Genomic DNA, 23,601 nt, shown 5'->3' with positions numbered 1-23,601 from the left:
TTTTTGTTTGACGAAATATTCCAAACTATAATAATATCGCTCACTATGGCATACAGCGAGCGATATTTCCTATCCTTTCTATTCGATTATTTTTTGTCTTTCTTCTTTTTCCATACCGCTACACTATCAAAGAAAAAGTTAATAAATAACGTTCCTAACCCAGCTAATAAAAATGTCATGAAAAAGAGAATCCATATGCTTTTATCTTTCAAAAAATAATATCCAACAAGGAGCACAACAGCGATCCATACATATTCAAAAATTCTTTTTAGTTTTTTCTCTTCCAAAGTCTTTCGCTCCCTTATTCAAGCTTCTTCTACTTTTAGTATAGCAAAAAAGAAGCCCATCATCACGAGGCTTCTTCTCCGTTTTACTTATGCGCTTGCTTTTTCACAAGATTCATCGCATGTTCCAATGTGCGCTGCATATTATTTACTCGGTTCTCTTTTACATATTGATCTTTCCACACAGCTTCTGCCACAGTAATTTTTTTCTCTAACGCTTTAATAGTTCCTTGCGTTTGCTGTCCTTGTCCTTCTTCTAAAAGAGCTTTTGCCAAGTCGATTGTTACTTTTAACTGATCCTTTGCTGTTTCTGGCATTTGTACCGTTATTTTTGATTGTATAAACTTTTGATGGGCCGTCTTTAAGCCTTGATAAGCTTGCGTTACTTTTTCTTCTGTAACCGCCATATGCTCGAAAACGTTCTTGGCTTCCTTATAACGGTTCTCTAATTCGATAAAAGCAGCCTTAGAGTATTGCCCTTCTTTATCACCAAATTCATAGGAACCTGCCAATGTTTCTTTTCCTTTTCCAATCTCTTCGTATAAATCATTTAATTGCTCCATTTTCGTACGATTTGCAAATTCACGATAAGCTGCTGCTACTTCTGAAGCATGTAATGCTTTACTATATAATTTTGCAAGAGCAACTTGTCCATGTAATGAAATTCCGCCATTACCATTACTACTTGGATCTGCTCCAATCGCAAATGGTACATTCGGATGAGACACGTTACCAGTTGCTGGTTTACTATTTACCTTTTTACCATCAACATAAATCGCTACCTCGTTACCGTTATACGTTCCGGCTATATGATAGGTTTGATTTGCTTCTAATTGAACGCCAACACGTTTGTAATTACCGCCAATATGAGCCCACAATTCCACATACCCATCTTTTGTAGATTCAAAACCAATTCCGCCGCTCTCTGTATTTTGCAAAATACCTTGGCCGCGAATTTCATTCATAGAAAATACCGCTTCTAAAGTAAATGCCTTTGTTACTTTTTCTTTTTGCGGTGCCGAAAATGGAATATAACCGAACGTATTCGCTTCTCCGCTTAATTTCATCACATGTTTCTTAAGCGCAGCGTCATACACAATTGGTACATTCCCTTTTACATCACCCTTCACACCAAATGGTGACTGATCTTGAAACGTACCATCTAACAAATTCACGTCAAATACATCCGCTTTTGGTACTTGTACATTCGGATCGATGACTTCTGTTTTCGTTGTTATTTCTGCTGACAAAGGTCGTTCACTTTCATTACCAAATGAATCGATCGCGACTACCTCTACATTATATGTTTTCCCACCGTCTAATCCCGCCAATGTAAATGTTAATTCTTTCGGTACTGGATCACGGTAAAATTCTGAAAATGCTAGTAACTTATTTTTTATTTTACCCGTCTCTTTCTCCCTTGCTTGTAGGCGATAAGAATGAACAAGCAAATGATCTGTAGCTTGCGGGAATGTCACAGTCGCTGAATTCTCTGTTATATTTGACACCAATAATGTTGCATCTTGTTCAAAAAATGGCTTGTCCTGGTCACGATTTTCTACATATTTAAAAGTGTCTTTTTTTGCTGGTAGTGGAATTTTCCAAGGCTCACCCGTCCAAGAATTTGTATGAAAATCCCGGCGATGAATCGTTACTTCTTGATCGTCTACTTCTACTAATAACCCTTGACTAAGTTCCCGAGCCCCCGGCGGAATATTCCCTTGTACTTTCCCACCTTCTACTTCCATATAACTAATAGAGGCTGTACCAACAGAAGTAAATTCTTTTTGATGAATCGATCTCGGATCATCTAAAGGATAATGCGAATGACCAGAAAACGTAATTGCTTGTGGGTACTCTTTTAGTACATCATTTATTTTCGCACTATCCTTCGTGCCCCATTCTTTGCTTCCGTACACTGTATCTTTAATATGTTGATGTAAAAACACAAAGATTGGCTTTTCTGGATCATCATTTTTCGCTTTCACCATTTCTTCTTTGAACCAATTTATTTGTTTATCAGTATAAGATCCATGTGTCGCTTTATCTTCTGGAGACAGGACAAGGAAATGATATCCCTTTACTACCTTGTGATAATAGATAGATTCCATACCTGTTTTTTCTAAGAAACGTTTTTGCGCTTTCTCTGCTGATAATCCGTTCCAATAATCATGATTTCCTAAAGAATTCATTCTCACTGCCTCTTTATTGGCATATTGATTATACACTTGCATAAAACGATCATATTGCCCCACTGAACCTGTATCTGTAAAGTCTCCCACAATAACAAATGCATCTTGCTTCGGCGCAAGCGTATTCAACTGCTCAATCGCTCGCTTCCAGCGAAATATATCATCTGTACCACTATTTTTGATATGCACATCACTTACAACTGGAAATACAAGCTTTTTCTCCTCTGTTTTTTTCGCTTCCCTCTTCTCCTCTGCTTGAATCGAAGGATTCCATGGAAATGATATAAGTGCAAATACAAATACTGCTAATACGCTGATTAAACTTCTTAGCTTCAATGCAATTTTCCTACTCACCCTAACTCCTCCTCGTTTGCTTTATACAATACAAGGATTATTGTAACGAAAGCATATTAATCTAAATCGAACTGTTTGTGAAGGATATTACAATACTGTAAATAGAGTGTCATTTCTATGTGAAGTTACAATTCCTCGTCTTCTTTTTGAAAAAGAAGACGAGGAATTGATGAATCTTTATTAATAAGACAACTATAGTCCAACATTTAATAGTAGTAAGAACAAATCATATAAGGAGGGAATATCGATGCAAAAACATAAAAAAATAGGCTGTTTTGCTCCTTTATCTATTATATGTGAAGTCCCATGTCCTCCCGCCCCTCCTATATCAAACGCTGAATTTATTACAAATGAATTTGCGGGGAATTTCCTCATTACAAATGACACGTTTCTTCCTGAAACAAATCAATTGAAACAATCGGATCCCACTTTCGAACTCTGGAAAGGAGATGGATTGTCGTCATTATCAGGGAGTATTTCTGTATACAATAATCGAAATAGTACAACCGCGATTACTGTACAAATTGTAGGTGATACGACAAATACGTTAACCGCCTTGCCAGGTAATACGGTTTCATATACCGGTTCAGGATTACAATCTGTTTCCATTATCGATATAAGAAATGATCCTTCTGTCTATATAGAAGGCCGCTATTGTTGCCAAATTACATACTGTAAATTCAAAAATGATTGCATGTAAGTGCGTCCATATTTTACAAAAAAATCGTGCGAACATCTTCTTTGTTCACACGACGTTTTCTATATTTCACTAAACGAAAGTATATCGGATTGTCATACAAAATTCGCCGGTTTCCGCTGCTGCTGTTCCCAAAATTGTCACAGTATCAAAACGTCTAACCGTAAAGGATGCACCGCTTCCAGTAGCCACCGTAATCGTTTCTACAGCCGTTCCGCCTATACCACCACTATAGAAAACGAGCGTAACAGGACCTGTTCCTGTATCTACTTTCAAATACCCTGATGCATAAATATCTTGCGCAATATTATCAGCATAAATAATCGCAGCTGCCGCGGATGCAGTCCAATTTATACACACTTTATCTTGTACAATATTTTTTTGCGAATTTGCACAACACGAAAGATTTGCACTATAATTTTCCATTTTAAATCCCCCCTCTATGACATGACATAGCGCGTTGTAATACAAAACTCTCCTTGATACGTGCCTACTGGCGTAGCTGGTGTTACAATTTGAATCACATCAAAGCGACGGAACGTAAAAGCAATGCTCATTCCTTCTGTCACTGTAAACGTTTGAATAATTCCTCCACCTGAATCCAATACGTTCACCGTAATCGCATTTGCAGGACTCACTCCAGGTCCAACGTCATATGTTAAATAACCAGTCCCTACGATATTTTGGTTAATATTATTTCCATAGACCGTAAACGTGCTAGCTTCCGCACTAGACCAAGGATTACAGACTTTATCTTGTACAAAATTGCTACTTTCATCTGGACAACAAGTTAAAGCAGTTACAGAGCAATCACAAGCCATAGTTTCTCTATCTCCTCTCTCTTACTATATTCTCTATATATGTATGCCCTCTTCATCCATTTGCCTGTATGATTCATCTATTTTCAAAACATAAGAAAACGTCCATCATATGTAGGTTTGAGTAACAAACAATCCAAACCACCTTCTACCCTTTCTTCATATTGTATTTATCTTGTAAATGTGGCGGTGCCATTTTTACAATAAACTGTAAAATAAAAGCCACAACAGCAATGTCATCCAATATACCAAATACAAGTAAAAAATCCGGGATGATATCAAATGGAAAGACTGTATATCCAATTAGAAGACCGACGGTTAATACTTTCTTGGAAAGAGCAACGTCTTTTGAAGTGAAAAATTCATATAGAAATGGACCAAAACGGCGAAAATGAAAGATAAATCGAAATCTGTTCATCATTTTTTTCATCGATACGACCTCCTTTTTTGTATAAAAAAACCTTTATCAAATACGACAAAGGTCTAAAAAATAATAAGACGAGAGTTCCTCCCCTTTATATAGAAAATGTTATAAAAATATCTTCAAATATTTAATACAACCTCTCCTTTTATGCCTGCTTAGCATTCCCTTAAATGATAAAAACATAAATAAAAGCCACGCGATGAAGTGGCTTTTCTAAGTATTCTTAAAGCGGATTACATTTTGGCATCTCTAAACCAGATGATTGGGCTAATTTCAATAAATAATAACATTCTTCTCTTGCCATATGATCTGCCATTCTTGCGGATAGTGAGCTGAGTATTTGCTCGGATAATTCTAATTCTTCTAGCTCATGAAGAAAATGCGAGAAAAGATTGAGCTCTAACGAAACATCTTTCGTAAATTTTTTCAAAGCTGGAAAATGATGCAGTTCTGTACGTAAATACCCCGTCATTTCAACAGCTTTTAAATAAAATTGTTCAAAATGCTTCGCATATTCCTCGCTCTTTTCTTTCAAACGTTTCTCCACCAAATCAAGTTCCCCTGCAATTGATCCCGCATGACCAGCCGCATCTGTTAACCAAACAAGGTGATAATGCAATTCATGAAAAATAGGCGGCACCTCACCTTTTATTAAATATTCTAATACCGTTATATATTCTTCGACTTCATTTACCATATGATTAATAAAAGTAGGAGTAAAATGAATTGTGATTTTTCCTTCCAACTGCTTCTGTATAATACTTAACTTAAATGTTCTCATTTCCTCAGCTGCTTGCTTCGCCTCTTTTGCAAATGCAACTAAATTTACAGTATGAATTTCACTCAAATACTTTTCAAACTTCGAAACAAAATACTTCGCCTTATCAATGTCACCTTTTTCTTTTGGAGCTAGCGCATCTAAAAGAAATTGAGCATGATCTCCAAGCACTCTTAGCCAAAATTTATGTTCAAATAATGCGCTTTCTTCATAAGTTCGATCCATATTTCATTCCCCTCCCACACTATATTTCACACACCATTAGCGAAAAAATGTTCACATGAAAGCTAACTTATTTTTGATTCAATGTATAGTTCATGTTGATCAGGATCATGAACGATAATGACCATTCCATTCGGATTATGTTTTTCAGAAAACGATATTTGATAAAAAGCTAGCTTTTTCTTCACCTTTTCTATATCAGAAATGGCAATCCGTATCTCTTCAGACGTAATCCGTTCTTCATTTGTTCTATGCGTTCGATTTTTACTCGTCATAATACAAATTCTCGTTGGGCCAACATCATACCATACACCCGTAATATCTAATTGTGGTCTGTCTGAACTAGGCTTTAACCCTAAAATTCCTTCATAAAAATATAATGTATCTTTTAAATTTCTTACTTCTAATAAAACAGAATTCATCATTTGCTCCACCACTCTCTCCCTCCTGTACTCCTTCCTTTTTTCTATATGTGTCATAAAAGGGGATTATGTCCGAATACATTATGTAATGATGAGTTTTTTAGTTTTATAAAAGGAGGTTCTATCATGAACAAATATATGAAATCTTATGTTCCATATCATAGCCCTCAAGATCCTTGCCCTCCTATTGGAAAGAAATATTACTCTACTCCTCCTAATCTATATTTAGGATTTCAGCCGCCCAATTTACCACAGTTTTCTCCGCAAGAAGCTTTAAAAAAAGGGACTTTATGGCCTGTTTTTTATGATTATTACGAAAATCCATATAAAAAAGGGCGGTGAGCATAATCGTGGCTGAATCATTACCAAAAGAATATTATGAGTGGCTTGAAGAACTGCAAGCACTGGATTTTGCTCTCGTTGAACTAACATTGTATTTAGATACACATCCAGATGATGTTGCAGCGATTGAACAATTTAATGATTTGTCTTACAAAAGACGCTTGCAACAACAAAAAATAGAAAAGAAATATGGCCCTCTTCAGCAATTTGGGAATAGTTACTCAAATGCTCCGTGGGAATGGAGCAAAGGTCCTTGGCCATGGCAAATATAAAGGAGAGAGACTATGTGGATTTATGAGAAAAAATTACAATATCCTGTAAAAGTAAGTACTTGTAATCCTGCACTTGCCAAGCTATTAATTGAGCAATATGGTGGTGCTGATGGTGAACTAGCTGCTGCTCTTCGCTATTTGAATCAGCGCTATACGATTCCCGATAAAGTAATTGGGCTATTGACAGACATCGGTACAGAAGAATTTGCTCATCTCGAGATGATTGCTACAATGGTTTATAAACTCACAAAAGACGCATCGCCTGAACAAATGAAAGCTGCTGGCCTTGATCCACATTATGCAGATCATGATAGTGCTTTACATTATCATAATGCAGCTGGTGTGCCTTTTACAGCAACTTATATTCAAGCAAAAGGCGATCCAATTGCAGATTTATATGAAGACATTGCAGCCGAAGAAAAAGCAAGAGCGACATATCAATGGCTCATTAACTTATCAGATGACCCGGATATAAATGATAGCTTACGCTTTTTACGAGAACGTGAAATCGTCCATTCACAACGCTTCCGTGAAGCTGTAGAAATTCTAAAAGAAGAACGTGATCGAAAAATTTATTTTTAACTTACTCCATACACATACTCTACTGGTATGTGTATTTTTTATTTACTGAAAAGAAACAGTATAATTATTCAGTTTAACGTATTAATTTTTATTTTTTAAAAATTTCCTATTGCTTTCTAGTCATCAGACCTTTAAAATAATAACAGTTGCTCGACAAATTATTTGAATTTTCGACAAAAAATCTTAGGAGGATTTTCTATATATGCGTAATACGTTAAAGCCATCGCAAATTCTCTCCATTAGCTTATTGCTATTTGCAGTTTTCTTTGGCGCTGGCAATATGATTTTCCCACCTCTGCTCGGTCTTTCTTCTGGAAAAAATATGTGGGTGTCTATTTCAGGGTTTATCATTACAGATGTAGGTTTATCATTATTAGCAATTGTCGCTGTTGCTCTTGCAGGCGGCAGTTTTAAAAATTTAGCGAGCCGTGTTCATCCAAAATTCGCAGCAATATTAGCTATTATTATTTATCTTTCAATCGGCCCACTATTTGTGATTCCACGAACAAGTTCTGTTTCTTATGAAATTGGGATCGCACCAATTTTTCAAGATCATTGGTATTCTATGCTTGTTTTTAGTTTTATTTTCTTTACGATCGTCTACTTTTTATCATTAAATCCATCCAAGCTAGTTGATCATATCGGAAAAATATTAACGCCTGTTTTACTTGGAATCATTGCGGTTATGGCAATAAAAGCCATTCTTACACCCGGCTCTTTCGTGGCACCTATCGGCGACTATAAGGAAATGCCATTTTTCAAAGGATTTCTGGAAGGATTTTTAACACTCGATGCAATCGGAGCTCTTGTTTTATCAACAATTGTTGTAAATGCCATTCGCCAAAATGGCGTTAACGAAAAAACATCGATTGCGAAGTACACTATTATTTGCGGAAGCATTGCAGCATTCTTTTTAACAATTGTTTATTTCTTACTTGGCTATATCGGAGCATCACACGGGAATCTTGGCCAGTTTGAAAATGGCGGTCAATTGTTAGCTACTGTGATGTATCACTTATTTGGGACAAGCGGTAATATTTTACTAAGCATCGCTATTATATTCGCTTGTTTAACAACAGCAATCGGTGTCGTAAGTGCATTTGCTAACTATTTTACAAACGTATTAACGAACGTTTCTTACAAAAAACTCGTTCTATCTGTTTGCATCTTTAGCTTTGTTGTTTCAAATCTAGGCTTAAGTTTACTTATTAAAATTACATTACCTGTATTAATTATTTTATATCCAATTACAATCATTTTAATTTTCGTATCATTTATTGATAAATATACAAAACGAAAGCCATCTGTTTATATCGGAGCAATGATTGCAGCATTTCTCATTAGCTGTATGAACGCCCTTGATAATATTGGAATGATCCCAACGGCTATTACATCGATTGTCAGCACAATTCCTTTTTATAAATTAGGAGTTGGTTGGATCATCCCAGCAATCCTCGGTGGAATTGTTGGTTATTTCATTCCGCAAACGCAAACGGAAGGTGAAGTTTCTACGAAATAAAAAACCTGTACCAAACGGTCATAAAAATCGATCATTTGGTGACAGGTTTTTATTTTTACCTCGCGCAACATAAGTACAAACATACAAGAAATGAGTAAATTAGACCCATTTCTTCATCTTGCCGCTACGAAAAAAATCACTAGATTATGAACCTAGTGATTCTTTTCGTATTCTATCGTCTTGTTTCACAAATGGCATATACAAAATGAAACACCCAATAAACGCTACAACTTCTAATGAAAGAATATAATATGGATGCGGTCCTAACATATCAAGTAAGGAAGCTGTTTCTGGTTTATGTGCTAAAAACATATAATTTCCACCTGTTTTATAATTCACAAATGAAATGATTGGAATGCATGCATTTAAAAAGACCATTGTGCGTTTAATAGAGCGAAATGTTGGTCTATACCCTTCCACCCAGGTCATAAAGAGCGGTGCCCAGATGAGTAAAACGTGCGCTAGAAAATATTCAATAAAGCGAAAATGCGGAAAAGCATACTGCAAATTTGGAGTTAAAATGGCTTGTGATGCTCCGATAATCCCTGTGAAAAAGAGAATTTCATATAACTTATAACTTTTTGTAATGACCATAACCGTTGCTAGTAGTAAACTGATCGTACATAACTCAAAAGGTAAAGACGTGCGCAAATTAAAGATCCCCGCCTTTACTTGCCATATATCTAATCCAATTTCACTCCCAATCAATAAAAAAGCAATCGTATATCGAACAATCCTATTCCATTTCTTTTGACGAAGTAAATCTTGATATTGATAGAGAAAATAGATCCCCACACAGATCAAAACAAGGACAACTACATGTTGTTTTGAATAAGGAACAAACGGAGCGAGTGGCGCTCCTCGAAAATAAGTTTCCATATCCCTCTCCTTCCTTTCATTCATATATATCGATTCTTCCCTAGACATATACACTCTAATTTATGAAAGCAAAAAAGACGCCGACCGCTACTTATGATATTCTCTTCCACCTAATATTATTGTAAGAAAGAAAAACACCGTCAATCAATTTGTCTTCCCCCTTCTTTAGTCTTATTTCTCAGCCCAATTCACAGCCATCCATAAACCTTACAAAATTGTAATGATATTGTAAGCTAAAACGATTTGTCATATTTTCCCTTTCTCCTATACTGAAAACAGATACAAAAACGAACAAAAAGGTGATAAATAAATGAAAAAGAAAAATAAGGTGTTCATTACGAGTGTAGTAGTAATTGGAATTGTAGCAGGCTCCTATTTTGCTTTTGGTGGAGGCTCTTCTGATGTAGCAATCGCCTATAGCGGTTACAAAGTAACAGAAAAGCAAATTGAAAACACACAAAAATTCGGCGGTGAAGTCATTCCAAATGGGATGGAGACAATTGCATTCGATCCATCAAAAGGAACTTACGAACTAGCTGTCCAAAAAGGCGATGAAGTGAAAAAAGGGCAACTTCTTTTCACGTACAATGACCCTACTATGAAATTAGGTGTTACAGAGGCAGAAATGCAAAAGAAATTAGCAGAAAAAGAAGTAACATTATTAAAGAAACAAATTGATACAGCAAAACAAACATTACAAAAAAACAAAAATGCTGGAGCACCTCAAGAAATGCTAAAAGCGTCAGAAACAGAAGTACAACAGCTTGAGTCACAACTGGAAATGAAAAAATTTGAAGTGGAAAAAGCGGAACAAATGATAAAAACAAACAAAGAAAAATTAACTACCCTTTCGGTAACAAGCCCTGTAGATGGTTTCATTGATGAAATTACGAAAAATACGGATGAAAAAACAGGTCTAAATGGGATTACAATTCGTCACACTGGTCCATTAAAAGTAAAAGGACAACTGTCAGAGTTCGAATTAGCTCATGTAAAAGTCGGGCAAGAAGTGACTATTACTTCCAAAACAGTACCAGGAAAAAAATGGACTGGAAAAGTAACAGAAATCACTTCAACACCGATCAAAAGCATGGATGAAAACAAAACTGTTTCTAATTACCAATTTATTGTTACATTAAATAATAGCGAAGACTTACAAAATGGATTCCATGTATATGTAACAAATACATCCGGTGCAGCAACTGGCACTGTTATCCCAAAAAGTAGCATTGTGAAGAAAGGGGACAAAAACGTTGTCTTTGTTATGAAAGATGGAAAGGTAAAAGAACAACCAATCACTGTTGAATTCGAAACAGATAGCGAAGCAAAAGTTTCTGGTGTAAAAAAAGGAGAACAAATCGTTTCTAAACCTGATAAAGACTTAAAAGATGGCATGGAGGTCAATGCCCAATGATTGAATTAAAAGACATCACGAAATCTTTTCAAAACGGCGCAGAATCCGTTCAAGTTTTGCACGGTATTGATATCACGCTTAACCAAGGTGAGTTTACTTCTATTATGGGACCGTCCGGTTCTGGTAAGTCAACGTTAATGAATGTAATCGGCTGCTTAGATAAACCAACAACAGGTACGTATTTATTAGCCGGTCACAACATCTCAAATATGTCTGAAACAGAGCTTGCCCACGTTCGCAATAAAGAGATTGGATTTGTATTTCAAAACTTCATGTTACTCCCACGTCTCAGTGCTCTACAAAATGTAGAACTGCCTCTCATTTACGCGGGAGTAGATAAAAAAGAACGCCGAGAACGTGCATTGGCAGCTCTCACAAAAGTTGGTTTAGCAGAACGTGCCACACATTTACCAAATGAATTATCTGGTGGGCAAAAACAACGTGTAGCCGTTGCCCGTGCTATTGTAAATAATCCGAAGTTCATTCTAGCCGATGAACCAACCGGTGCGCTTGATACAAAAACGAGCAAACAAATTATGGATCTCTTTTACGAATTAAACAAACAAGGTTCAACCATCATTATGATTACTCATGATAGAGAGATTGGAGAAGCAGCTGCGCGCCAAATTGTAATTCGTGACGGAAATATCGTTCAAGATTGGAGAGGTTAACGTTGAACACAAATGAAAATATACGTATGGCCCTTTCCTCTATCTTCGCTCATAAAATGCGATCCATTTTAACGATGCTTGGGATTATTATTGGGGTTAGTGCCATCATTACAATCATCTCAATCGGGGACGGAACAAATGAAAAGTTCCGTGAGCAAATTGGAAAAGAAAAGAAAGACCAATTCTCCGTAAACTATATAACGGAAGATTACTCGGATATGGATGGAAAAATATCAGCAAGCATGTATGACAATGTATTAAAAATTAGCGGCGTTCAAGATGTATACCCTGATGTAAGTGGAAAAGAAAAAGTATATGCAGGAAAAGAAGAATTAAATCTTGATATCATCGGGGCAAAAGGTGACTATTTTGAAGATTCCTCTAAATTCCATCTCGAGCACGGAAGGTTTTTAACAGCTGCTGATTTAGATCGACCAGAACATTCCATTGTGTTAAATAAAGAAGCATTTCATAAATTATTTTCCTCATGGAAACCAAACTTATATATAGACATAAAAGGTACACCTTACAAAGTAGTTGGTGTATTTTCTAAAGAATCCATGATGGGCGGCATAAAATTCAAAGAAGGTATCATTTCTGTTGAAAATTGGCCTGTCCTATTTGGAAAAAATAATTATGATGGCATTACAGTAAAAATTGATCCATCTCAAGATAAACAAACTGTGCAAGATGCGGTTGTAAAATCATTAAATGATGCCAAAAAGCCTGAGTATACAGGGAAATTTAAAGTACAAGATCCACAAGAAGCTTTAAAAGAAATTGATACCTTTACAGGTATATTAAAAAGTGTATTCGGTGGTATTGCAGCCATTTCATTACTTGTTGGCGGTATCGGTGTTATGAATATTATGCTCGTATCTGTAACAGAGCGAACGCGTGAAATTGGAATCCGAAAAGCAATTGGGGCGACGCGTGGAAAAATATTACTGCAATTCCTTATCGAATCTTGCATTCTAACAGCATTAGGCGGATTCATTGGATTTCTACTCGGTATTTTCTTCGCTTGGATTGTTGCTATGTTTGCTGGATGGCCACTTGTCGTTTCCGTAAAATTAGGAATTATTTCTGTCGCACTTTCTATGCTCATTGGGATTCTATTTGGTTTACTACCAGCTAATAAAGCGGCAAAGCTTGATCCAATCGAGTGTTTACGTTATGAATAAAAAACGGTAGAGAAGATGTTCTCTACCGTTTTTTTGCATGATCATTTCTTCCATGTAAATCCAAATTTATCCCATGCTTGTAAGTAATCTAGTAAGAAGATTTCTTCTTCCACGATATGACCCACTACGTTTGTCTTTCCTGTATTCACCATATCTTTTAAAGCAATTTGTAATTCACCTTTATACTGACCGTACTCTTCATTATCGATTAAAATATCCCCTCGTTTAATCGCTCTTGTATGATGCGGTTTAAATTCTTCTTTTTTATATTTCACGCGACTTTGTGTTGAGCGAATCATATATTCTGATACGTCCCCACGATAGAAATGCGGTTCTTCCAATATAATCTTTCTCTCTAACTCTGTTGTTGTATCATAAATTTCCACATCAAATATTTGCTTTTCTTTATTGATTGCCCCAAGTGCTTTTAGCTCAGCTTCTGATGCGTATGCATTTGCAATAATGACATCATCAATGACCCCTGTTGCAAATAAATGCTTCGCTTGTGTTATAATTGGTAATTCACGATGTTGTTCGATTGTACATAACCCTTCCGTTACCGGCCACGGACCATATGTTGCATCAAAAGATGTCACAAACGCTGCCGTTCTCATTCCATACTCTTTAAATTGTTTCGAGCATTTCATAAAGTGCTCATAAGAAAGACCCGAATAGCGATGTGGATAGAAATTATGACAACCAATTAAATTTTCTTTGTTCGGACGATGACTCATAATATTATCAACATATTTTGTACCATTGCTCATATTAATCTCGATTTTTAGCCCATATGGATTATATGTCATAATAGATTCTTCTAATCCTGAAAAACCAACATCTAGACGAATACCATACGCACCTAATTTATGGAAAAACGACAAATCATTATAAGAAATACCAAGCTGCTCAAACACGGCTGGATTTATATCAACGAGCACTTGAAAACCTAATTCATTTGCATGAGAAATCGTTTCCTTGAATTCTTTAATAATTGTTTCTTTGTCTCCATCAACGGATAATAAACATGTAAACACTCGTGTAAATCCATACTGATGTGCTAATGTTAAATATTCCTTATCTTTCTCTACTGTAGAATGTTCTGGATAAATAGAAATACCTAATTGTCTCATAAAGTATACGCCTCTTTCTTCATCATAATTGTAAACCTTTACAAATAAATGTAGATGAATAACCTATATCCCCTAACCATTTCCTACATTTTTGAATCCGCTTTCTTTTTGAAAAACTTCTATCAATCATAACAACTAGCAGACTATACATCTATACTTTAACTCTTTTTTAAAGAATTGTGTAGTCTTTACACAAATTTGTAAATCTTTTTCATCTAAAAAATTATTCCCCCCACTTCAGTTCAACTTTCTTGACTGTTACATTGGCCAATACATATACTCGAAGGAACAGAGAAAAATTATAATATAGGAGATGAATGTATGGGAGAAGCTGTACTTATAGAGCGAGAACCCTTATGGACAAAAGAATTTATCGCGCTAATTTTCGCTAATTTATGTATGTTCTTAGGTTTTCAAATGTTAATTCCAACGCTTCCTGTTTACGTAAAAGAAATTGGTGGCTCAAGTTCTAATATTGGTTTTGTTGTCGGCATATTTACTGTTGCAGCACTTTTTATTCGCCCCTTAACAGGGAATGCATTGCAGAAGTTTGATAAAAAAATTATTTTAATGACTGGAACTGCCATTTGTTTGCTAGCTATGGGCAGTTATTTGTTTGCTTCAACAGTATTTCTTCTGCTAGCTGTCCGTATTTTACACGGCACTGGTTTCGGTATGACAACCACTACATATGGGACGATTGTCTCTGACTTAATTCCACCTGCTCGCCGCGGTGAAGGAATGGGATATTTTGGTCTGTCTGGAACGATGGCAATGGCACTTGGTCCTCTCATTGGATTATGGGTTATGCAAAACTATAACTTTACTATTCTTTTTTTATGTGCACTATCTTGCACTGTCGTTTCTTTAATTTTAACAAAACTATTAAAAATGAAAGCAATGGCAAAGCCACCTCTCCAAAAACCTGAGACATTTTTAGATGGTTTTATTGAGAAAAAAGCTTTACTTCCTTCATTGTTAATTTTATGTATTACCCTTATGTATGGAGGAATTGGTAGCTTTATTACATTATTTGCTGCACAAGTCGGAATTACTGATATTAGCCTTTTCTTCTTATTTAACGCACTCGCAATCGCTGTAACTCGTCCATTTTCTGGAAAGTTATATGATGCGAAAGGGCATATATTTGTAATTATTCCTGGTGTTCTACTAACGCTTGCAGGGATTATTCTTCTATCATATACAACAACGATACCAAGTTTAATTATTGCTGCTAGTTGTTATGGTAGTGGATTTGGGGCCATTCAACCGGCCTTGCAGGCATGGATGATTGACCGGGTTTCTCCGCACAGACGAGGTGTCGCTACTGCAACATTCTTCTCTGCCTTTGACCTTGGCATCGGCGCTGGGGCAATTCTGTTCGGATTTATTGCCCATTTTACAGATTATGCAACTGTATATCGTTACTCATCCGTCTTGCTTATCGTATTCCTTTTTATTTACATAACAAATGTAAGAAAAGAAAAACGATTAGGGAAAAGACACGAAAAAGCTGCTGGATGACGATTCCAGCAGCTTTTCTTATTAATTACGACGATATTTTAATTTTGTTGTTACGTTATCGCCGAAATAGGTCTCTATTCCATACGCACCTGTCGCAACAACCTTCGTTGTTAATATTACTTTATCTCCAGCCAATTGAATTGTGCCCTTTTGCAGTACATTACTTCTAATATTTTTAAATGAAAATGTCCCAATCCCGTTATTATCAAACGTTATCATTGTCTCATCTTGAGATCCATCAGGCTTTGCATTTTCACAATCTCTCGATTTTTGCCCATGCATTTGTGCACCTAATTGAATTCTCGCTACATTTTTCTCGCTAAATTGAAGAGTTGCAAAAATTCCATTCCCACAATAATCATCTGAGTCTGTCCATGTTCCACTATAAGATGTGAAGTCCTTTACTTGTACTGGCTCAGGTTTCTTTGGCTCAGATTGTTCTTTAGGCTTCTCGGCTACACTTTCCTGTTGTTTTTCTTTTAATTTGAAGACAACTTTCAGCGACTTTCCTATATCTGATCCATCTGTTGCTTTTACTTTTTTCGTTACAAATACAGTATATGTCCCTTGTTTCTTTTCTTTATCTTTCGATTCAACAACCAGTTTCGTCCCATCAATTTTCAATTTTGTATCTACTTTAGCATTCTCCTCGTCCATGACATAAACAGATTCAGGCGTCACTGTCCCTGGATCAATGTTTTTCTTTAAATCAATTTCCATTGGATCATCAGCAGTAATCGATGCTTGTACTGGAACTTCCTCAAACTTTTCTTCCGTTGTCTTATTCTCTTCCTTTTTTACTTTTGTATCAACTGGCTGATCTTTGTCTGCACACCCTGCCAAAAGCACTCCACACAACATAAATACTAGCATGAAGAGCTGACTTACATGCTTCATACACTTTCCCCCATTTAACTCGTTTTTAATAGGATGACAAAAAGTTTATTACCCTCTTATCTTTTCATATTATACCATTTTGTAACAATATATTTATATATTACTTATTAATTCATATCCTCTTCATAATCTGCATATTTTTCGTATATTGACCTCACAATATGTATAACGCTTCTTCATCATTGTTTTTTACAAACTTACTTTTAAAACCAATTAAATCCAGAAGATTCTTTAAGTAAATGTAAACTTTTTATTCCTTTGTAAATTTAGTGTAAATTTTAACGATAATCCGTTTACAGTCAATCAAGGTTTAGTTAATAATTACACCGTACATGAAATATAAGGAGTGGAATTCGTGGAATTTAATATTCAAGATATGCTCTTCCAATTTATTGGGGGGTTAGGTATTTTCTTATTCGGAATTAAATACATGGGAGATGGACTGCAACAAGCAGCTGGAGATCGTCTCCGTGATATTCTCGATCGCTTCACAACAAATCCACTGATGGGTGTACTAGCTGGTATGTTAGTTACTGTGCTTATTCAATCTAGTTCTGGTACAACCGCTTTAACAGTTGGACTTGTAAGTGCTGGCTTTATGACGTTACGACAAGCCATCGGCGTCATTATGGGGGCAAATATTGGAACAACTGTTACAGCATTTATTATTGGAATTAAAATTGGAGAATATGCTCTTCCTATTATGGCAATCGGAGCAATCTTCCTATTCTTCTTTAAAAATAAAAAAGTACAATCTCTTGGACAAGTCGTATTCGGATTTGGGATGTTATTCTTCGGTTTAGAATTAATGAGTACAGGTATGAAACCACTCCGTTCTTTAGAATCATTCCAGGAGCTAACAGTAAGTATGAGTAATAATCCTATTTTAGGTGTGATTGTTGGTACTGTATTTACTTTAATTGTACAAAGTTCAAGTGCAACAATTGGAATCTTGCAAGAGTTATTCGGGCAAGGAGCAATTGATTTAAAAGCTGCACTTCCTGTATTATTTGGTGATAATATCGGAACGACGATTACCGCTGTTTTAGCAGCAATTGGTACTTCTATCGCGGCGAGACGTGCGGCATTCGTACATGTTATCTTTAATATCGTTGGAACCATTATCTTTACAATCTTATTAATACCTTTTACAAGTTTAATTCAATATTTCCAAACATCATTAAACTTAAATCCTGAAATGACAATTGCCTTTGCACACGGAACATTTAACGTGACAAATACAATAATTCAGTTTCCATTCATCGCTGTCTTAGCTTGGATTGTAACAAAAATCATTCGTGGAGATGATGCTGCTATCGACTGTAAGCCGCAGCACTTAAATCCTATTTTCATTGAACAATCTCCTGCTATCGCTTTAACAGAAGCACAAAAAGAAACGATTCGCATGGCAGAGTTTGCATTACACGGACTAAAAGAAGCGCGCTGCTTTTTAAATACGAAAGAAAAGAAGCACGCGGATATGGCAGCTCAACTAGAAGGGGCGATTAATAATTTAGATCGAAAAATTACCGACTATTTAGTATTGCTGTCTGAAAAGCCTCTTTCGCCAATAGATTCTGAAAAACATTCCGCATTATCATCTGTTGTCGGAGATATCGAACGCATTGGAGATCACGTTGAAAATTTAATCGAGCTTGTAGACTCTCAAATTTCCAATCGAATTACACTATCTACTGAAGCCATGGAAGAACTAAATGAAATGCTAGAGTTAACAGTTTCTACATTACAAGATGCGATCCATGCTTTAACAAACTTTGACACCGAACTTGCTCAAACAGTCATTACGAAAGAACGTAAAATTGATCAAATGGAACGCGTATTGCGTAAACGCCATGTGATGCGCCTAAATGAGCGCAGTTGCTCCGGTGATGCGAGCATTATCTTTGTCGATATGGTAAGTAATTTAGAACGTATCGGTGACCATGCTGTCAACATTGCAGATGGTGTGTTAGGGGAACAAGGAAAATTCTCATTAAGACAAACATTATAAAGACAAAAGAGACGCTTGAATCAGGCGTCTTTTTTGTTTTTACCAAAGTCGCTTTTCTGCTGAATTATATAAAATAGCCCCGTTCCTTCTCTTCTTGGACATATTCCAACAAATTTGACATTCCTATGCTTTTCTCACATTACATATTTTCATTTCACATAAAACCTATTATACTTGTCATATATTCATAAAACATAATAATGACATGCTATATAAATCTGACTTCCCATAAAATAAATTGAATTTTTGCGAAATGTAAATAATTTGTAATGTTCTTTTGCACTAAATTTCATTATAATTAGTTGATATGAGTTTCGTATTTCAATCCAAATGAAGGAGTACATGAAATGGATCAAAACCCATCTTTACAAGAGAATACACGTAGTAATACAAAGAAAAAAGGAAAGAAAAAAACAAAAATTATTATAAGCGCCCTTTTATTATTTTTAATAATAGGAGGAGGTTATACTTGGTTTTTAGTCAATAAAGCATCTTCTGCTGTTCGAAATGCCGCTCACGATTTAGCGCGCGGTAATAAATCAGATTTGCGTGATAAAGCTGTAAAACCTATTACAAATAATGTATCTGTATTAATAATGGGTGTTGATGAAAGCGATGTCCGCGGAAAAGAATACGGTAACGCAATCCGTACTGATGCCCTATTACTAGCAACTTTTAATAAAGATAGTAAAACGGTCAAGCTATTGAGCATCCCGCGCGACACATACACATATATTCCCGTAGAAAAGAAAAAAGATAAAATTACACATGCACATGCATACGGTTCAGCGAAAAACGGGAAAAATGGCGGACCACAAGCAAGTATCGATGCCGTAGAAAAATTACTACATGTTCCTGTCGATTACTTTGTCAAATTCAATTTCAAATCCTTTATGAAAATTGTTGATGATTTAGGTGGCATTAAAGTGGATGTTCCTGTTGAATTCACAGAACAAGATAGTAACGATAATCCAGATGCAATTCACTTGAAAAAAGGGGTTCAAAAATTAAATAGTGAGGAAGCACTTGCACTTGCTAGAACGCGTCATATCGATAGCGACGCAATGCGCGGACAACGTCAACAACTTGTGATTGAAGCAATTTTAAAGAAACTAACAAGCGTTGGTTCAGTTACAAAAGTAGGAAATATTATTGATGATATTAACGGACAATTCGTTACAAACTTAACATTTGATGATATGTTATCATTTTATAAATACGGTTCTGATTCTACACTTGAAAAATTGCAAATTGAAGGAACAGACTGCTACATGGCTAAAGGTGATGACACATGCAGCAAATCTGCTGGTGGTGGTAGAATATATTACTATAAACCAGATGAAAAGAATTTAAAAAGCTTAACAAATGAACTTCGTGAACATCTTGGATTACCTGCATATACAAAGAAAGAGTCAGATAAGAAAAAGCAATCTAACCCTGAAGCAGAAGAAAATCAGGATTCAAATCATAATGAAAATGAAGAAGATACAGAAACAGAGTCTCATAACAATTAATCAAAGCCCCAGCTCTATAGAAATAAAGCTGGGGCTTTATGTATCTATCAACTTAAGAATTCCTAAAATTAAAACTTTTTAAACTATCAATTTTTATATCTTTAAATTATAATAAAAGATAGCAGAATATTTTAATTAACAGGAGGCACATACAAATGAAAGCAGCCGTAAAACATAATATTTCCGACTTTAAAGACTATTTAAAGTCCAATGATATATATATGGAAGAAATCGTTGATGAAAATGATGGTTCCGTACATTTCACAGTAAATTTAACTACAGAAAGTGGCGCAAAAATACACCTAATCGCAGCCTTCCATAATGACCATCCAACTGTAGATATATATTGCTTCAATGTTGCACAATTAGCTGATTCAACATCCAAAAGTGACATTTTATATATGTTAAACGAGCTGAACACATCATATAGATTTGCAAAGTTTACACTGAACAATAGAAATATTATCGATATCTCCACTTCCCTTGCCTTTTCAGAGCCACATTTTAACCCAGCGCTTGTCTTCGAACATGCGAGAATGCTATATCAATTAGCGAATGATGAGTATGAAAAGATTATGAAAGTAATTTGGAACTAAACAAACTTATGTAGGGGCCGTCCAAAACTATAACCTGTGGACAGTCTCTATTTCTCTTTTTAAAACAGCAAGATGGACCAGCTCGTTCATATTTCATGTCAAATCACTAATATTGCTTATGATCCATATAAATGAAAAAGAATGGACAAAAAATGTAAATACAATTGTTTATCCATCCTTTTCATTACATAACTATTCTTCACACATACTTCCGATGCACCATCTTCCCATCATATGAAAAGACAACGCCTTTACTCTCTACAATCGACTCTAAATGCACCGTTCTTCCCCATAGTTGATAAATATATGGCAGTACTTTCTCTAAATATTTTAAATCGAGCTCAATTCCTTCATAACAATGCTTAATATATAGCTCGCCATTCTTTAAATAATCTCCATTTTCTACAACTAGATATGGGAATCCGCCATTTGTCCGCATATTTACAAGCTGATCGCGAACATGTTCCCACTCTTTATCCACTACTTTATACTCTTTCCCTTGGCGTTGGAATAAGTACATATCTTCTCTCATCACTAAGTCCTTATTTAAATAGTTTCTTAAAAATGATACATCCCATTCAATTTCCCGTACTTCAAAGATTTTTTCACGACCTGACCCAGGCTTCACCCCGCGGCGCTTCATCTCTTCGGTCGGGTTATTATAGCGTTCTTCAATATCTTCAAACACTTTAATACCGAGGTAATACGGATTAATGTTCGTTTTAGAAGGTTGCACAACGCCTGCATTTAATTTCGCAAATTCAATCGATTCATCGGATGTTAAATCCATTTCACGGAGTATGCGTTGATGCCAAAACGAAGCCCAACCTTCATTCATGATTTTCGTTTCAAGCTGTGGCCAAAAATAAAGCATTTCTTCCCTCATCATCGTTAAAATATCGCGCTGCCATTCCTCTAGTTCTCGGCTATACTCTTCGATAAATAAAAGCAAATCTTTTTCAGGTCTTGGTGGAATTTTTTTCTTTTTTCTTATTCGCGCTGGTTCTTTCTTTTCATTTTGTTCATCTAATCTCCATAAATCATCGTATTCTGAAACTCGTTTCTTTTCTGCTTCTTCCACATCCTCGATGCTCCATGCTAATTTTGGACGCATGAGCGATGGATCAATATGCTCTTGAATTGCAAGTACAGCATCTAAAAATTTTTCGACCTCTTCTTTTCCATATTTATGCTCATACGCTTTCACACGATCAGCAGTCGCAGCCATACTTTCCACCATATCGCGCTTCGTATTCGAAAAGCGAATGTTATTTTTAAAGAAATCACAATGCGCTAATACGTGCGCTACAATTAATTTATTTTGAATTAAAGAATTCGTATCTAATAAAAATGCATAACATGGATTCGAGTTAATCACAAGTTCATATATTTTACTAAGCCCCAAATCATAATGCAGCTTCATTTTGAAGAACTGTTTTCCAAAGCTCCAATGTGAAAAACGTGTTGGCATGCCATACGCACCAAATGTATAAATAATTTCCGCTGGGCATACTTCATAACGCATCGGATAAAAATCTAGTCCAAACCCAGTCGCAATCTCTGTAATTTCAGCAATCGCATATTGCAGTGCTTTATCATCACTCGCTCTCATTCTTTTCCCTCCTTACACTCTCCCTTAAGAAAGTGTATGAAGGAAAACAAGCTTTCATGAAAACTAAACAAAATTCTCATGCGAATCGGAATCATTTCGTTTCCTAACTTTAAGAGGGAATTCCCACTAGAATATAGAATATTAAAATATACAGAATCCCATTCCATCTGTATGCATAAAGGAGTTGATGATATGAAGTGGGCTGTGCGCCGAGAACGAAGCTTTTTCTATATTGCTTTGGGACTTGGACTACTACTACCTAATTTATTGCTAGTACTTCCACTATTCCTAGATTCTACACTAACTTCCGTTGACTTTATTATTTTGTTCTCATTAATTTTACTAGTTAATTTCTTTTTGCTCTGGATTATGTTTGATATTCAATATGAATTTAGAGAAGAAACTCTTTACGCACGCTGTGGGCCATTCCGATGCAACATTCCGTATACCCATATTACAAAGGCCAATAAAACAAATGACATGATGATCGGTTTTCGGTTAGCTGCAGCGCTAGAAGGAATTGAGATTCACTATGATTCTAAAAGGAAGTTTTTTTGCAGTGTGAAACTTTCACCGCAAAATGAAGAAGCCTTTATTGCCCAATTGCAAAAAAAGTGCCCCAAATTACAAAACAATTCGATTTCAAAATAAGATAGAAAAAGCGACACTATCAATGTGAAGTGTCGCTTTTTCTATCCTTATTACTCTTCAATAATATCAAGTTTCTCCGTAATTGGTGTGCGTGCTTTTCCTTCTGGCGTTTTATCGAAATAACCGACATGAAGAATACCAACGATGCGTTGCCCCTTTGTTAGTCCAATTCCTTCTATAAATAATGGATTATAAATTAATCCACCTGTTTTCCAAACAGAGCCTAAACCGCGTTCCCACGCAAGCAATTGAAAGTTTTGTATAAATGCACATGTTGCTGCGTAATCTTCGTCGCGCTGAATTTGACGTGGATCTTCATCCATATAAACAACGATTTGAGCTGGTGTGCTTAAGAAACGATCGGATAAAATTTTACCGCGCTTTGCTCTTTCTTCTTCTGTGAAAGAATTTAATACGGCCTCTACTAGCTTTTTGCGCCCTTCTCCGATAAATAATTTACAATTCCATGGCTCACGATATTTATGGTTTGGTGCCCATGTTGCATCATTTAATAATTCAATTAATAGCTCTTTCTCGACAGTTTTATCTGTAAATGTACGAATCGATCGCCTTTCTTTCATAACATTTGCAATGGAAGTATATGTAGTCATA

25 protein-coding genes are annotated in these 23,601 nt (G+C 35.8%); 13 read left to right on the top strand and 12 right to left on the bottom strand.

Annotation, left to right across the window (positions count from 1 at the left end):
- Positions 1–86 precede the first annotated feature (86 nt).
- Both MR058_RS00420 and MR058_RS00415 read right to left on the bottom strand, forming a co-directional pair.
- Positions 87–287 (bottom strand): hypothetical protein, encoded by a 201-nt coding sequence (locus MR058_RS00420; protein ID WP_242141847.1) that lies wholly within the window; start codon positions 285–287, stop codon positions 87–89.
- Between the two features lie 83 nt (positions 288–370).
- On the bottom strand, positions 371–2,830 hold the full coding sequence (locus tag MR058_RS00415; protein ID WP_242141846.1) for a LamG-like jellyroll fold domain-containing protein: 2,460 nt from the start codon (positions 2,828–2,830) through the stop codon (positions 371–373).
- A 247-nt stretch (positions 2,831–3,077) separates the two neighbouring features.
- Between MR058_RS00415 and MR058_RS00410 the strand changes: the two genes are divergently transcribed.
- Positions 3,078–3,530 (top strand): S-Ena type endospore appendage, encoded by a 453-nt coding sequence (locus MR058_RS00410; protein ID WP_242141844.1) that lies wholly within the window; start codon positions 3,078–3,080, stop codon positions 3,528–3,530.
- A 69-nt stretch (positions 3,531–3,599) separates the two neighbouring features.
- On the opposite strand, the gene MR058_RS00405 is transcribed toward MR058_RS00410, so the two are convergent.
- The 5 genes from MR058_RS00405 to MR058_RS00385 form a co-directional block, all read right to left on the bottom strand.
- Positions 3,600–3,953, bottom strand: coding sequence for a DUF3992 domain-containing protein (locus MR058_RS00405; RefSeq protein ID WP_242141842.1), 354 nt, complete (start codon positions 3,951–3,953; stop codon positions 3,600–3,602).
- Between the two features lie 14 nt (positions 3,954–3,967).
- A complete protein-coding gene (locus MR058_RS00400; protein WP_242141840.1) occupies positions 3,968–4,348 on the bottom strand; it encodes a DUF3992 domain-containing protein in 381 nt (126 codons plus the stop codon).
- A 145-nt stretch (positions 4,349–4,493) separates the two neighbouring features.
- The gene (locus tag MR058_RS00395) at positions 4,494–4,775 is read right to left on the bottom strand and encodes a YkvA family protein (protein WP_242141838.1); all 282 of its coding nucleotides are present in this window, start codon (positions 4,773–4,775) and stop codon (positions 4,494–4,496) included.
- Positions 4,776–4,992: 217 nt separating this feature from the next.
- Entirely contained in the window at positions 4,993–5,772 is a 780-nt protein-coding gene (locus MR058_RS00390) for a DUF2935 domain-containing protein (protein ID WP_242141836.1), read from the bottom strand.
- Between the two features lie 62 nt (positions 5,773–5,834).
- Positions 5,835–6,194 carry a VOC family protein gene (locus MR058_RS00385; RefSeq protein WP_242142804.1) on the bottom strand — a complete coding sequence of 120 codons (360 nt, stop codon included), beginning with the start codon at positions 6,192–6,194 and terminating at the stop codon, positions 5,835–5,837.
- A gap of 123 nt (positions 6,195–6,317) precedes the next feature.
- Between MR058_RS00385 and MR058_RS00380 the strand changes: the two genes are divergently transcribed.
- From MR058_RS00380 to brnQ2, 4 genes are all read left to right on the top strand, one after another.
- Positions 6,318–6,533: a spore coat associated protein CotJA gene (locus tag MR058_RS00380; protein WP_242141834.1), complete on the top strand. Its 216-nt coding sequence runs from the start codon at positions 6,318–6,320 to the stop codon at positions 6,531–6,533.
- A gap of 8 nt (positions 6,534–6,541) precedes the next feature.
- Positions 6,542–6,805: a spore coat protein CotJB gene (locus MR058_RS00375; RefSeq protein ID WP_140388392.1), complete on the top strand. Its 264-nt coding sequence runs from the start codon at positions 6,542–6,544 to the stop codon at positions 6,803–6,805.
- Positions 6,806–6,817: 12 nt separating this feature from the next.
- Entirely contained in the window at positions 6,818–7,387 is a 570-nt protein-coding gene (cotJC, locus tag MR058_RS00370; RefSeq protein WP_011983759.1) for a spore coat protein CotJC, read from the top strand.
- A 202-nt stretch (positions 7,388–7,589) separates the two neighbouring features.
- Positions 7,590–8,906, top strand: coding sequence for a branched-chain amino acid transport system II carrier protein BrnQ2 (brnQ2, locus tag MR058_RS00365; RefSeq protein WP_242141833.1), 1,317 nt, complete (start codon positions 7,590–7,592; stop codon positions 8,904–8,906).
- 144 nt (positions 8,907–9,050) lie between these two features.
- Here the strand turns inward: brnQ2 and MR058_RS00360 are convergent, their stop codons facing one another.
- Positions 9,051–9,785 carry a YwaF family protein gene (locus MR058_RS00360; RefSeq protein WP_242141831.1) on the bottom strand — a complete coding sequence of 245 codons (735 nt, stop codon included), beginning with the start codon at positions 9,783–9,785 and terminating at the stop codon, positions 9,051–9,053.
- A 310-nt stretch (positions 9,786–10,095) separates the two neighbouring features.
- Here MR058_RS00360 and MR058_RS00355 point away from each other — a divergent pair, with 310 nt between their 5' ends.
- From MR058_RS00355 to MR058_RS00345, 3 genes are read left to right on the top strand one after another with little or no spacing between them, the layout of a single operon-like run.
- Complete coding sequence (locus tag MR058_RS00355) at positions 10,096–11,199, top strand: efflux RND transporter periplasmic adaptor subunit (protein WP_242141829.1); 1,104 nt, start codon at positions 10,096–10,098, stop codon at positions 11,197–11,199.
- Positions 11,196–11,870, top strand: a complete 675-nt coding sequence (locus MR058_RS00350) for an ABC transporter ATP-binding protein (RefSeq protein WP_210370667.1) — start codon at positions 11,196–11,198, stop codon at positions 11,868–11,870. The genes MR058_RS00355 and MR058_RS00350 overlap by 4 nt, the downstream gene beginning before the upstream one ends.
- 26 nt (positions 11,871–11,896) lie before the next feature.
- A complete protein-coding gene (locus tag MR058_RS00345; RefSeq protein ID WP_472927014.1) occupies positions 11,897–13,054 on the top strand; it encodes an ABC transporter permease in 1,158 nt (385 codons plus the stop codon).
- A 41-nt stretch (positions 13,055–13,095) separates the two neighbouring features.
- Here the strand turns inward: MR058_RS00345 and MR058_RS00340 are convergent, their stop codons facing one another.
- Complete coding sequence (locus MR058_RS00340) at positions 13,096–14,184, bottom strand: DUF871 domain-containing protein (protein ID WP_242141825.1); 1,089 nt, start codon at positions 14,182–14,184, stop codon at positions 13,096–13,098.
- Between the two features lie 321 nt (positions 14,185–14,505).
- On the opposite strand from MR058_RS00340, the gene MR058_RS00335 reads away from it, so the two are divergent.
- A complete protein-coding gene (locus MR058_RS00335) occupies positions 14,506–15,708 on the top strand; it encodes an MFS transporter (protein ID WP_242141824.1) in 1,203 nt (400 codons plus the stop codon).
- A 21-nt stretch (positions 15,709–15,729) separates the two neighbouring features.
- On the opposite strand, the gene MR058_RS00330 is transcribed toward MR058_RS00335, so the two are convergent.
- Entirely contained in the window at positions 15,730–16,605 is an 876-nt protein-coding gene (locus MR058_RS00330; protein WP_242141822.1) for an Ig-like domain-containing protein, read from the bottom strand.
- 355 nt (positions 16,606–16,960) lie between these two features.
- On the opposite strand from MR058_RS00330, the gene MR058_RS00325 reads away from it, so the two are divergent.
- The 3 genes from MR058_RS00325 (at position 16,961) to MR058_RS00315 (ending at position 20,726) form a co-directional block, all read left to right on the top strand.
- A complete protein-coding gene (locus tag MR058_RS00325; protein WP_011983752.1) occupies positions 16,961–18,616 on the top strand; it encodes a Na/Pi cotransporter family protein in 1,656 nt (551 codons plus the stop codon).
- Positions 18,617–18,963: 347 nt separating this feature from the next.
- Complete coding sequence (locus tag MR058_RS00320) at positions 18,964–20,130, top strand: LCP family protein (RefSeq protein ID WP_011983751.1); 1,167 nt, start codon at positions 18,964–18,966, stop codon at positions 20,128–20,130.
- Between the two features lie 155 nt (positions 20,131–20,285).
- On the top strand, positions 20,286–20,726 hold the full coding sequence (locus MR058_RS00315) for a hypothetical protein (RefSeq protein WP_011983750.1): 441 nt from the start codon (positions 20,286–20,288) through the stop codon (positions 20,724–20,726).
- Between the two features lie 199 nt (positions 20,727–20,925).
- Here MR058_RS00315 and MR058_RS00310 read toward each other — a convergent pair whose 3' ends face one another.
- The gene (locus MR058_RS00310) at positions 20,926–22,338 is read right to left on the bottom strand and encodes a SpoVR family protein (RefSeq protein WP_048721466.1); all 1,413 of its coding nucleotides are present in this window, start codon (positions 22,336–22,338) and stop codon (positions 20,926–20,928) included.
- A gap of 192 nt (positions 22,339–22,530) precedes the next feature.
- On the opposite strand from MR058_RS00310, the gene MR058_RS00305 reads away from it, so the two are divergent.
- Entirely contained in the window at positions 22,531–22,989 is a 459-nt protein-coding gene (locus MR058_RS00305; protein ID WP_048721464.1) for a PH domain-containing protein, read from the top strand.
- Between the two features lie 50 nt (positions 22,990–23,039).
- Here MR058_RS00305 and MR058_RS00300 read toward each other — a convergent pair whose 3' ends face one another.
- Entirely contained in the window at positions 23,040–23,600 is a 561-nt protein-coding gene (locus MR058_RS00300; protein WP_048721462.1) for a nitroreductase family protein, read from the bottom strand.
- Position 23,601: the final 1 nt, after the last annotated feature.

Origin of the sequence: Bacillus cereus group sp. BfR-BA-01430 (assembly GCF_022663115.1) — a bacterium.
GTDB classification, from domain to species: domain Bacteria; phylum Bacillota; class Bacilli; order Bacillales; family Bacillaceae_G; genus Bacillus_A; species Bacillus_A cereus_BD.
The sequence above is the reverse complement of the archived record's forward strand: the minus strand, read 5'-3'. Positions and strand labels throughout refer to the sequence as shown.